Raw genomic sequence first — 10,413 nt, 5'->3', positions numbered from 1 at the left:
GGCTCCTCGGAGGCGGTGATGCCGGCCGCGGCGGCGATGCCGGCGGCCGCCACGTCCAGCCGACGACGCAGCGCGGCGACCGCCTCCTGGGTCCGCTGCGCCTGGTCGAGCGCCTGGTTGCCGCGCTGCGCGGCGGCCACGATCTCGCTGCGCAGTTCCCGGCCCAGCTGCTCGACCTCGGCCAGCATCTGCTCCGAGCCGGCCGACCCTCCGCCACCCTCGGCCCGCAGCGCGATGGAGAGGCCGATCAGCACCACGGCCAGGATGGCCAGTACGGCACCGAAGCGCAGCGGGCCGTTGCCGTCGGCGACGAGAAGGATCAGCGCCGCCACGGGGGCGAGCGCCACACCGACCCAGAACAGGACGGTCAGCAGCGACGAACTGCGCTTCGCGGCGGGGATAACCGGGGCGGGCATGGCTGTGCACAGTACCGAGAGTTGCCCCGCCTGGGAACGGGCCGAAAGCACCGATGTCAGCCCGGTCACCAGGGTCTGTGCTCTCCCGGCGGCCGGTCGCCGACGGACCCCGGGGAGCCCGTCGGCGACCAGCGACTGTTCCGGGTCGCGGCGCGGCGTCAGACGCGCCGCATCGGAACAGTCGTAGGCGATCAGCTTCCGGCGAGCGCCGCGTCCGAGGAGAAGACGAGGCCGACGCTGGCCGTGCCGGTCTTCAGCGCGTTCTTGGTCTGCGGGCCCCCCGCGTCCAGCGAGCTGAACGAGCCGCCCTTGAAGTCGTAGACCTCGACCAGACCGGCCTGGCACTTGGGCCGCTGCGGGCACTCCGGCGGGCCGGCCAGCACGGTGGCCTTGCCGGAGCACTTGCTGGCCAGGTCGGAGAGGCTGGCGACCTTGTACTTGTCGGCGAAGGCCTTGGTGACGGCGAACGCGTTCTGGTCCTGGGCCCCGGACGGCTTGCCGAAGCTGATGCCGGCCTTGTCACCGGCGGCCTTCAACGCGTTGACCGTCTTGTCCAGGTCGGGCGAGGAGACCGGCTGGGCGTCCTTGCCGTTCGCCTTGGTGTTGAGGAACTCCGCCATGGTGGCGGCGTACTCCGGGACGACCTGGATCTCGCCCTTCTCCAGCGCCGGTTCGTAGAGCTCCCGGTTGCCGATGGTCTGCACCTTGACCTGGTAACCGGCCGAGGTGAGGGCGATCTTGTAGAGCTCGGCGAGGGTCTGGCTCTCGCTGAAGTTGCCCGCGCCGACCGTGATCGACCCGCCCGGCCCCTTCTCGATGCCCTCCGTCACGTCGTTGGCGTCGGCGAACTCCTTCGCCGCGACCTGCGGGGTCTGCCGCTCGACGTCGACGGACTTGTTGAGCTCGATCAGCTTCGGCGTGTCGAGCGCCGCGGAGACCTTGTCCAGCGCGGCGACGAGCTGCGGGCTGGCCGCCTTCGCGTTGATCGCCGGGAGGATGTTGTCGGTGTTCTGGAGCTTCTTGTCGTCGTTGAGGACGACCAGCTGGTCGCCCGCGACGGGGGCGCAACCGGCCCCGGAGGCGCCCTTCTCGGGCGCGTCGGTGCCGGAGGAACCGGCGCCACCGCAGCCGGCGAGGAGCCCGGCCGCGGCGAGAGCGCCGACCGCCCCCATCGCCAGGGTTGTACGTGCGCGCATCATGCCCGCCTTCCGTGTCCCGGCGCGACCCGTCGGGCCGGCCGCGTGTCCGACGGGCGATCCGTCCGCTCGGTCGCCCGCGAGATCCACCCAACATCCTGCCCGGGGGGACCGACAACCCAGGGGGAGCTTCGTCACCGGATCGTCATCGTCCGGCCGCCGCGCCGGCGTACCGCCGGGGTCAGCCGCCGGTGACCGCGTCCGCCGCCCGGCGGGCGGCGCGGCGACTGGTGCGGCGCAGCGGCCGTGGGGTGACCACCCGCTCCACCAGCGCCAGGATCAGCTCGACGAGCAGGGCGAGCCCGGCCACCAGCACGCCGCCGGCGATGATCTGCCCGCCGCCGGCCGCGATGTCCAGTCCGAACCCGGCCCGGATGATCTGGCCCAGCCCGCCGCCGTTGACAAACGAGGCCAGGGCCGCCGTGGCGACCACCTGCACGGCCGCGGTACGGAAGCCCGCGGCCAGGTACGGCACCGCGAGCGGCAGCTCGACCCGGCGCAGCACCTGCCCGCCGGAGAGCCCCATCCCGCGCGCCGCGTCCCGGGCCTCCGGGTCGGCCTGCCGGACGCCCGTGTACGCGTTGGCCAGCAGCGGCGGCACCGCGAAGACGGCCAGCGCGACGACCACCGAGGGCCGACCGAAACCGAGGAACGTCAGCGGCAGGATGGTCAGCAGCGCCAGGGTCGGGACCGCCAGCGTGACGTTGGACACCAGCAGCACCGCGCCGCCGCCCCGACCGGTGTGCCCGAGCCAGAGCCCCACCGGCCAGGCCACCAGGCAGCCGAGCAACACCGCCGCGGCGGACATCCCCAGGTGCTCGCCGAGCCGGTCCAGGATGCCGCCCGGGTTCGTCCAGTTCAGCGGGTCGTTCAGCCAGACGATGGCCTGCTCGATCGCGTTCATCCGGCCCTCCCCCGCAGCCACGGGGTCAACAACCGGCCGACCCCCGCGAGGAGCAGATCGAGCACCAGCGCCAGCAGCACGCAGAGCACCGTCCCGGTCATGATCTGGGCCTTGTAGAAGTTGTTCTGGAAGCCGGCGAAGATGAGCTGCCCGAGGCCGCCGCGGCCGACCACCACGCCGACGGTCACCAGGGCCACCGTGGAGACGGTGGCCAGCCGCAGGCCGGTGAGGATGCCGGGCAGCGCCAGCGGCAGCTCGATCCGGAACAGCCGGCCCCAGCGGCCGTACCCCATCCCCTCGGCCGCCTCGCGGACCTCGGGCGGCACCTGGTTCAGCCCGGCCATCGCGTTGCGCACGATGACCAGCAGGGCGTAAAGCACCACCACGCTGAGCACGGTGAGCGCGCCGATGCCCAGGTACGGCGCGAGGAACGCGAAGAGCGCCAGCGATGGGATCGTGTAGAGCACCCCGGTGAGGGCCAGGATCGGCCCGGCAAGGGAACGGAACCAGTACGCCGCCACCGCCAGCGGCACCGCCACCAGGGCGGCGATCAGCACGGCCCGGCCGGTCAGCGAGGCGTGCTCACGCAGCGCGGCGAGGATCGTGTCAGAGTTGTCCCGCACGTACTGCCAGGAGAACCACGGGTTACCCGGGGCGGCCCGGTAGCTCAGGTGGAGGGACACACGTGGACGTTACCCCGGAGACCACCGGCGACGCCGGACACGGCGCAGCCTCGATCACGCTGGACGCGGTCCGCAAGCGCTACCCGGACGGGACCGAGGCCGTGCGGGAGCTGAGCCTGGAGGTGAAGGCGGGCGAGCTGGCGGTACTGATCGGCCCGTCGGGCTGCGGCAAGTCCACCGTGCTGCGGATGATCAACCGGCTGATCGAGCCGACCGGCGGTCGGATCCTGCTCGGCGACGAGGACGTCACCCAGGTCGACCCGGTGCGGCTGCGCCGGCGGATCGGGTACGTCATCCAGAACGTCGGCCTCTTTCCACACCAGACGGTCAGCGCCAACGTGGCGACCGTACCGGGGCTGCTCGGTTGGCCCCGGGAGCGGACCCGCCGCCGGGTCGACGAGCTGCTGGACCTGGTCGGCCTCGACCCGGCGCAGTTCGGCCGCCGCTACCCGCACGAACTCTCCGGCGGCCAGCGGCAGCGGGTCGGGGTGGCCCGGGCGCTCGCCGCCGACCCGGTGGTGCTGCTGATGGACGAGCCGTTCTCCGCCGTCGACCCGATCGTCCGGGCCCGGCTCCAGGAGGAGTTCCTCCGCCTCCAGGCCGAGGTCCGCAAGACCATCGTGCTGGTCACCCACGACCTCGACGAGGCGGTCCGGCTGGGCGACCGGATCGCGGTGCTCTCCGAGGGCGGTCGGCTGGAGCAGTACGACACCCCGGCCGCGCTGCTCGGGGCGCCCGCCTCCCCGTTCGTCCGCGAGTTCGTCGGGGCCGACCGGGGCATCCGGCGGCTGGCGGTCACCCCGGTCACCCGGGCGGTGCTGGATCCACTTCCCCCGGCCGGCGGTACGACCGACCTGCCGCAACTATCGTTGGGTGGCTCCGCGTACGACGCGCTGGCCGTGCTGCTCAGCGCGGCCGCCGAGCAGGCCGTGGTCACCGAGGAGGGGGAACCGGTCGGCCTGCTCAGCCGGCAACGGCTGCTCGGCCTCGGTCACCCGGAGGGCTGACCGGCGGGCCGCCGCCGGCCGGCGATGGCCCCCGCGATGCCGATCGGCGGGCCGCCGCCGGCCGCGATCGTCCTGAGATGCCGAGCGGCGGGCGTCAGGCCCGGCCGCCGAGGCTGGCCGTGCCGACGATCCAGCCGGCGAAGAAGCCGTACGTGACGCCCGTGCCGGTGGCCTGGAAAGCGGCGTAGAGCGAGCCGTCCGGGCCGAGGAGCGCGGCGAGCAGGGCGGCGAAGCCGGCGGCCAGGACGTACGCCGCCCAGCCGGAGAAGAACTGACTGGCCGAGCTCTGCACCCGGGCCGCCTGCGAGGTCGGCAGCAGGTAGAGGAAGGCCACCGCCAGGATCACCAGCAGGATGGCGCGCAGGTCGTTGGCGAGCACCCCCTGGTGCGGGTCGTCGGAGTGCAGTTTCCAGGCTGGCCAGGCGAGCAGCCGGAGGAACCAGCCGCCCGCCCCGTTCGGGTCGGTGTGGTCCTGCACCCAGCCCGCGTACATCGGGCTGCCGCACACCCCGACGAGGAGAAGAGCGGCGAGGGCGCCGGTGCCTGCGGCGGTGCCGTACCCGCTGACGGTCCGGGGGCGGTTGGTGAGGGCCATGGGGCGGTCATTTCCCGGCCCGCGCCGCCGGGCAAACCTGCGCGTACGCGCGACCGCCGTGGAACGGCGGGCGGTCATCCGAGGAATCAGTGCTTCATCAGGTAGTCGATGAAGGCGGCCCGCAGCAGCGGCGCGGACTCCTCGTAGCCGTGCCCGGTCAGCTCCCGCCAGAGGGCGTTGGCCTCGTCGATGGTCGGCCCGACGGAGTTGGGCGCGCCGTCCAGCGCGGCGGCCTCGTCCGCGTTCGGCAGGTGTCGCAGCACCGACCAGAAGAACCCGACGTCGCGGTGCTCCCGGGCCAGGGCGAACGCCTGCTCGCGCAACTCCTCGGTGGAGAGCTTGTCGAGCTCGTCGAAAGTACGGCCGCTGGCGCCGGTGGCAGGAGTCTCGCTCATGCCGCTGAGCCTAACCAACGAGATCAGGTCCGGCCCGCCGGACGCGGCCCGGCGCCGCCCGGGTGCCCCTACGCCACGCCCAGGGCCGGTGGGGAGGGTCAGCGGCCGTCGGTGTCCCAGCGGGATTCCCAGGGGTCGACCGTGGTCTCGGTGGTCTGCACCGGCAGGGCCGGGGACCAGTTGTCGACCGGGCCCGGGCGGGCCAACGACCAGCCCGCGCTGATGGTGCCGTCGCCGGGCGGTCCCAGCTCGACCGCCTCGCCGGCCACCACTCGGGGTCGGCCGAGCGCCTCGACCAGGCGGGTGACCAGCAGGCCGACGCCCAGGGCGACCCCACCGACGGTCCACCGGCTGACCGTCCAGCCGCGCGCCTGCACCCAAGAGAGGAAGACCACGACCAGGCTGACCGCGATCAGCGTGCCGAAGATGCCGCCCCGTCGGCCGTACGCGCTGGTGCCGGCGAGCAGCGCGGTGCCGATCGCCAGCACCGACCAGTCCAGCCCGGAGGCCGGGGCGACCGGGCCGTTGCCGTTGGCCGCGATCAGCACCCCGGCGAGCATGGCCAGCACGGTCGACACGATCAGGGCCAAGGCGGCCACCATCGCGGCCACCGCGCCCCGGCGCCGGGCCGGGTCGGCGACCGGTCGGAACCGCCCGACCAGTCGCCGGATCGCCCGGATCGCGCCGAACAGGCCGCCGAGGACGGCCACCGCGGCGAAGCCGGCGAAGAGGTAGAAGGCCGTGCGACGCGGGTCGTACCCGCCCTGGACGACGATCGGGGTGGTGCGTCGCTCGATGTACACGATCACCCCGGCCGCGCCGGCCAGGCTGGCCGCCCAGCCGGGCACGTGCAGCACCACCACTGCCCACGCCAGGGCCAGGCCGCCCAGCGCGGCCACCACCAGGGCCGGGACGATGGCCTCCCGGACGCCCCGGTCGCCCTGCTCGGCGAAGTGCAGCGCGGCGGCCACCGCAACCGGCCCGACCGCCAGGTTGGGCACGGCGGCCCGGAGGCTCAGCCCGGCGGCGAGGGTGAGCAGGCCGAGCGCGACCACGTCGACCAGCAGCGCCTTCAGGCCGTCACCGCGCAGCGCGTCGGCGTTCTCCCGCCACAGCAGGTACGTCAGGCCGGCCAGCCCGACCAGCAGCAGGACCTCCCACACCACGTGGACGGCGATCCGGTCCCGGCCCGGTTCCCCGTGCACGGGGTCGTCGAAGACGTTCTCGAGCACGGCCGCGGGTACGCCGGACGACGGTTCCGCCGGCCCACCCCGGCCCGTTTCGTCGTACGCCATGCCCTGCGCCTCCCACGTTCGGCCGTCCAGGTCCGACGCCCGACGGACCGGGGGCGGCCGTTGCTCTCCGGTCGCCACGGACGGTACCTGCGGGCGGGGGTAGGGGGAACCCCCTGATCAGAGGCGGCCGCGCGGGGTCTCGCGGTCGCCGGGCTCGCGGTCCTCGTCGTCCTCCTGTTCCGGCACCCGGCAGGACCGCTCCAGCCAGAGCGCGCCGGCGACGAGGGCGAGCGAGGCGAGCAGCCCGGCCCCGGCGGCGGGCCGGTCGCCGACCGCGGCGTTGGTCCGCTCGATGAAGAGCCACCCGGTGATCCCGGCGTAGAAGCCGGCGAAGATCGCCCCGGCCAGCGCGGAGGCCTTGGCCAGCACGACGAACCGGGCGACCAGCAACGGGTTGACCGGATCACGGCCGGGCCGGCGCTCGATCCGGTTGCGGGTGTTGACCGCCGCGTACCCCTCCAGCACCGCCAGCGTGGCCAGCGTGATCACCGGCAACCAGGGCAGGTTCGGCGCGACGTCGTAGTAGAAGCTGCTGATCAGCAGCCAGGCCACCGCGGCGGCGGCGAGGCCGGCCACCACCAGGGTGGAGATCCGGGTGGGACCCATCCGGAAGCGGTCAGGGTCGCGCGGGGACTGCGCCTGGGTCATGCCGTCCGGCTCCACTGGGTCATGTGTCCGACTCTATCGCCAGATCGGGCCGAGGACTGAGTTCCAGGGCGTCCCCGGCCAGCGGCTCGGCGTTGAGCAGGTCGGTCAGCCAGCCGTGGCCGGGCAGCCGACCGTGCGGCTCGATGTCGATCCACGGCCGCAGCACGAAGGCGCGCAGGTGGGCGCGGGGGTGCGGGAGGGTCAGCTCGGGATCGTCGCTGAGCACCGGCTGCCCCGCGTCGTCCCAGACCGCGATGACGTCCACGTCCAGGGTGCGCGGCCCGAACCGGCGCTCGGGGTCGCGGGTCCGCCCGGCCGCGTTCTCCGCGGCCCGGGCCCGCTCCAGCCAGTCCCGCGGGGTCGCCGCCGGGTCCGCGACCATCACCGCCGCGTTCAGGTACGCCGGCTGGTCGGTGTCCCCCCACGGTGGAGTCTCGTAGACCCCGGAGACCACCAGGACCGCGTCCCCGAGCCCGGCCACCGCCGAGCGCAGGTGGGCCAGCCGGTCGCCCAGGTTGCTGCCGATCGACAGCACGGCCCGGGTCATCGGGTACGCCGCATCGTCACCGCCACGTCCCGGAAGGTGTGCGGGATGGGGGCCTCCGGCTTGTGCACGGTGACCGTCGCGGCATTGACCAGGGGTTCTGCCAGGCAGACGGCGAGCAGCCGGTCGGCGAGCGTCTCGATCAGGTTGACCGGTTCCCCGGTGAGCACCGCGACCAGCCGCTCGGCCAGCTCGCCGTAGTGGACGGTGTCGGTCACCTCGTCGGAGCGCGCCGCCGGGGCCAGGTCGAGTTCGAGCACGGCGTCGACCACGAACTCCTGGCCCTGGGCCCGCTCGAAGTCGTAGACGCCGTGCCGGCCGCGCGCCCGCAGCCCGGTCAGCTGGATCCGGTCGGTCATCGTTCTCCCTGGCGTCGGTGCGGGCGGGTGGCGGTGCTTCCGACGGCGGCGCCGGCCCCCGTCGTCAGCCGGGGGCTGCCGGTGGCGCGCCAGACGGCGAGGGCGTCGGCGGTGCCGCGGACGTCGTGCACGCGTACCCCCCAGACGCCGGCCGCCACCGCGAGCACGCTGGTGGCGATGGTGGCCGCCTCCCGGCCGCTGGTCGGCCGGGGGTTGCCGTCGGCGTCGGCGAGCAGGCGGCCCAGGTACGACTTGCGGCTCGATCCGAAGAGCAGCGGGAAGCCGAGTTCCAGCAGTTCGGGGAGGCGGGCGCTGAGTTCCCAGTTGTGCGCGGCGGTCTTGGCGAAGCCGAGCCCCGGGTCGACGATGATCCGGTCCGGCGCGACCCCGGCGGCCAGCGCCTCGTCGACCCGCTGGGCCAGCTCGGCCCGGACGTCGGCGACCACGTCGGTGTAGGTGGCCAGGTCGCGCATCTGGCGCGAGTGCCCACGCCAGTGCATCAGCACCCAGGGACAGCCGGCGTCCCGGACCACCCGGGCCATGTCCGGGTCGGCGAGGCCGCCCGAGACGTCGTTCACCACGTCCGCGCCGGCGGCGAGGGCCGCCTCGGCCACCCGGGCGCGACTGGTGTCGATGCTGACCGGGATGCCGGCGGCGGTCAGCTCGCGGATGACCGGCAGCACCCGAGCGATCTCGGTCTCGGCGTCGACCCGGTCCGCCCCCGGGCGGGTCGACTCACCGCCCACGTCCACGAGGTCCGCGCCGTCCTTCCGCAGTCGCACTCCGTGTCCCACGGCGGCGTCGAGATCGGAGTATCTGCCGCCGTCGGAGAAGGAGTCGGGCGTGACGTTGAGGACGCCCATCACCACCGGGGCCTGCGCCCGTACCAGATCGGTCACGACTAGACCGTACCGGTCGCGAGCAGGGCTTCCGGCGGCCCCGGCCGGCACCGCGCAGAAGGGCACTGACAAGGGGATTGGAACAGGTGTACGATCGGGCGTCGGGGCCCGATCGGGTCGACTCTTCGCGGGTTGTCGCAAAGGTGGCCGGGCCGTACGCTTTGGAATTGCCCAGCATCGAGATGGCGAAGCCTGGAGGGAGGGCCGAAGCGGGAAGAATCCCCCCAAAGCTCACCACTCTCCGTGGTGGGCGACGGGCACAGCGTCGGAGCTGCACCCGTGAGCACCATCCCGCCAGGCATGCCTAACTGCACCAACGCGGCGCCGCCGGCCGCGACATGGGGAGGTTTCCAGTGATCGCCATCGAGCTCATGGGGGCGGCGTCGTCCGCCGTCAGCCACGCGCTCCACACCCTGGCGTCGACTCCACTCGCCGAGCCGGCGCCGAAGGGCATCGACACCGAAGGTGTCGTCACCTTCTTCGCCAGCAAGATCGCGCCGATCCTGCTGGCCGTGCTCGGTGTCATCTTCATCGGCCGCGCCAGCCGGGGCGAGATCTCCAAGGTGCTGACCAGCTCGGCCATCGCCATCGTGGGCCTGGCCTTCATCGCCGGCGCCGCCACACTCTTCTTCGTCGGCGACTACCTCATCAATCTGATCTTCGAATAGGCGCCGGCGACAATGCGGCTGCGCACCGACGACGACATCTACCGGGCCCGCCTGGTCTATCTCGGGCCGCCCGGCTACACGCTTCCGGTCCACCTGCCGTACGCGCAGTACGGCCTGTTCATGCTGCTCGTACCGCTCTACATGTTCATCCACTGGCTGTTCACGTTCCAGGTGGAGCTCTTCCCGGCCTGGGAAATCTCGCTGGCCATCGTGACCACCTCGTTCATCTTCCGGTACGTCGATCCGGACCGGCCGGCGCGCATGGTCATCCGCACCGCGCTGACGGACTGGCGGCGCACCCGGGAGCCGGCCGCCGAGCTGCGCGACCCGCGCCTGGTGGCGAGCCGGATCAGGATCCGGGAGGAACTGGCATGACCGGGCGTACCCCGATCGGGCAGAAGAACGACGCGGGTGAGGCGGTCGCATGAGTCGCTCTTCCACGCCGGGATCCCCGGCCGGGAGCCACGCCGGGCCGTACGGTAACCGAGCGCGATCGTTCGACTACCCGGAGGCCGAGGAGCTGGACGAGGTCGCCCTCGACCCGACCCTGGTCACCAGCCCCGGCCAGGGCCGGGTCGGCGTCTTCCAGCCGCCCCGGCCCGCGCCGGACCGGGGCACCCCGCCGGCCGACGAGCAGCCGGCCACCGGCCCGTCGCCCATCGGCGACAGCGGCGGCATCGACTCCCCGTTCCTCGACCTCTTCGGCGGCACCCCGTCCGGCGGACGCCGCCCGGCGGCGCGTGCCGACACTCCACCGCCGGCACCGCGGTCCGCTCCGCCGCCGTCGGTCGATCCCACCCCGGT

13 protein-coding genes and 2 pseudogenes are annotated in these 10,413 nt (G+C 73.5%); 4 read left to right on the top strand and 11 right to left on the bottom strand.

From position 1 onward, the window contains the following. From DKL51_RS05760 to DKL51_RS05745, 4 genes and pseudogenes are all read right to left on the bottom strand, one after another. A pseudogene (locus tag DKL51_RS05760) lies at positions 1–416 on the bottom strand (hypothetical protein); the annotation flags it as partial. A 191-nt stretch (positions 417–607) separates the two neighbouring features. Further along, positions 608–1,612 carry a glycine betaine ABC transporter substrate-binding protein gene (locus DKL51_RS05755; RefSeq protein WP_124811807.1) on the bottom strand — a complete coding sequence of 335 codons (1,005 nt, stop codon included), beginning with the start codon at positions 1,610–1,612 and terminating at the stop codon, positions 608–610. A gap of 181 nt (positions 1,613–1,793) precedes the next feature. Further along, entirely contained in the window at positions 1,794–2,516 is a 723-nt protein-coding gene (locus DKL51_RS05750; RefSeq protein WP_109945228.1) for an ABC transporter permease, read from the bottom strand. Further along, entirely contained in the window at positions 2,513–3,199 is a 687-nt protein-coding gene (locus tag DKL51_RS05745) for an ABC transporter permease (RefSeq protein WP_109945227.1), read from the bottom strand. The genes DKL51_RS05750 and DKL51_RS05745 overlap by 4 nt, the downstream gene beginning before the upstream one ends. A gap of 2 nt (positions 3,200–3,201) precedes the next feature. Here DKL51_RS05745 and DKL51_RS05740 point away from each other — a divergent pair, with 2 nt between their 5' ends. Then, positions 3,202–4,206 (top strand): ABC transporter ATP-binding protein, encoded by a 1,005-nt coding sequence (locus tag DKL51_RS05740; protein WP_109945226.1) that lies wholly within the window; start codon positions 3,202–3,204, stop codon positions 4,204–4,206. Positions 4,207–4,300: 94 nt separating this feature from the next. Here the strand turns inward: DKL51_RS05740 and DKL51_RS05735 are convergent, their stop codons facing one another. From DKL51_RS05735 to folP, 7 genes are all read right to left on the bottom strand, one after another. Beyond that, positions 4,301–4,801 (bottom strand): hypothetical protein, encoded by a 501-nt coding sequence (locus tag DKL51_RS05735; RefSeq protein ID WP_124811806.1) that lies wholly within the window; start codon positions 4,799–4,801, stop codon positions 4,301–4,303. 86 nt (positions 4,802–4,887) lie between these two features. After that, a complete protein-coding gene (locus tag DKL51_RS05730; RefSeq protein WP_109945224.1) occupies positions 4,888–5,196 on the bottom strand; it encodes a hypothetical protein in 309 nt (102 codons plus the stop codon). Between the two features lie 98 nt (positions 5,197–5,294). Continuing rightward, positions 5,295–6,491 (bottom strand): ABC transporter permease, encoded by a 1,197-nt coding sequence (locus DKL51_RS05725; protein WP_109945223.1) that lies wholly within the window; start codon positions 6,489–6,491, stop codon positions 5,295–5,297. A gap of 117 nt (positions 6,492–6,608) precedes the next feature. Continuing rightward, entirely contained in the window at positions 6,609–7,139 is a 531-nt protein-coding gene (locus DKL51_RS05720; RefSeq protein WP_109945229.1) for a DUF3180 domain-containing protein, read from the bottom strand. Between the two features lie 19 nt (positions 7,140–7,158). Beyond that, on the bottom strand, positions 7,159–7,686 hold the full coding sequence (folK, locus tag DKL51_RS05715) for a 2-amino-4-hydroxy-6-hydroxymethyldihydropteridine diphosphokinase (protein WP_124811805.1): 528 nt from the start codon (positions 7,684–7,686) through the stop codon (positions 7,159–7,161). Continuing rightward, entirely contained in the window at positions 7,683–8,042 is a 360-nt protein-coding gene (gene folB, locus DKL51_RS05710; protein ID WP_109945221.1) for a dihydroneopterin aldolase, read from the bottom strand. Before folB ends, folK begins: the two co-directional genes overlap by 4 nt. Next, on the bottom strand, positions 8,039–8,941 hold the full coding sequence (gene folP, locus DKL51_RS05705) for a dihydropteroate synthase (RefSeq protein ID WP_124811804.1): 903 nt from the start codon (positions 8,939–8,941) through the stop codon (positions 8,039–8,041). The genes folB and folP overlap by 4 nt, the downstream gene beginning before the upstream one ends. Before the next feature lie 353 nt (positions 8,942–9,294). Here folP and DKL51_RS05700 point away from each other — a divergent pair, with 353 nt between their 5' ends. The 3 genes and pseudogenes from DKL51_RS05700 to DKL51_RS05690 all read left to right on the top strand — a co-directional run. Beyond that, the gene (locus DKL51_RS05700) at positions 9,295–9,609 is read left to right on the top strand and encodes a hypothetical protein (RefSeq protein WP_124811803.1); all 315 of its coding nucleotides are present in this window, start codon (positions 9,295–9,297) and stop codon (positions 9,607–9,609) included. Positions 9,610–9,621: 12 nt separating this feature from the next. Then, on the top strand, positions 9,622–9,984 hold the full coding sequence (locus DKL51_RS05695) for a hypothetical protein (protein ID WP_109945218.1): 363 nt from the start codon (positions 9,622–9,624) through the stop codon (positions 9,982–9,984). A 49-nt stretch (positions 9,985–10,033) separates the two neighbouring features. Continuing rightward, positions 10,034–10,413: pseudogene (locus tag DKL51_RS05690) on the top strand (ATP-binding protein); the annotation flags it as partial.

It is taken from the genome of Micromonospora globispora (assembly GCF_003857015.1).
GTDB classification, from domain to species: Bacteria; Actinomycetota; Actinomycetes; order Mycobacteriales; family Micromonosporaceae; genus Micromonospora; species Micromonospora globispora.
This window is presented reverse-complemented; position numbering and strand designations above follow the sequence as displayed.

Excerpts from the sequence above, each read along its gene's own strand:
- DKL51_RS05725 (WP_109945223.1), bottom strand. The coding sequence starts at position 6,491 with ATGGCGTACGACGAAACGGGCCGGGGTGGGCCGGCGGAACCGTCGTCC.
- DKL51_RS05730 (WP_109945224.1), bottom strand. The coding sequence starts at position 5,196 with ATGAGCGAGACTCCTGCCACCGGCGCCAGCGGCCGTACTTTCGACGAG.
- DKL51_RS05750 (WP_109945228.1), bottom strand. The coding sequence starts at position 2,516 with ATGAACGCGATCGAGCAGGCCATCGTCTGGCTGAACGACCCGCTGAAC.
- DKL51_RS05695 (WP_109945218.1), top strand. The coding sequence starts at position 9,622 with ATGCGGCTGCGCACCGACGACGACATCTACCGGGCCCGCCTGGTCTAT.
- DKL51_RS05735 (WP_124811806.1), bottom strand. The coding sequence starts at position 4,801 with ATGGCCCTCACCAACCGCCCCCGGACCGTCAGCGGGTACGGCACCGCC.
- folB (WP_109945221.1), bottom strand. The coding sequence starts at position 8,042 with ATGACCGACCGGATCCAGCTGACCGGGCTGCGGGCGCGCGGCCGGCAC.
- DKL51_RS05720 (WP_109945229.1), bottom strand. The coding sequence starts at position 7,139 with ATGACCCAGGCGCAGTCCCCGCGCGACCCTGACCGCTTCCGGATGGGT.
- DKL51_RS05755 (WP_124811807.1), bottom strand. The coding sequence starts at position 1,612 with ATGCGCGCACGTACAACCCTGGCGATGGGGGCGGTCGGCGCTCTCGCC.
- folK (WP_124811805.1), bottom strand. The coding sequence starts at position 7,686 with ATGACCCGGGCCGTGCTGTCGATCGGCAGCAACCTGGGCGACCGGCTG.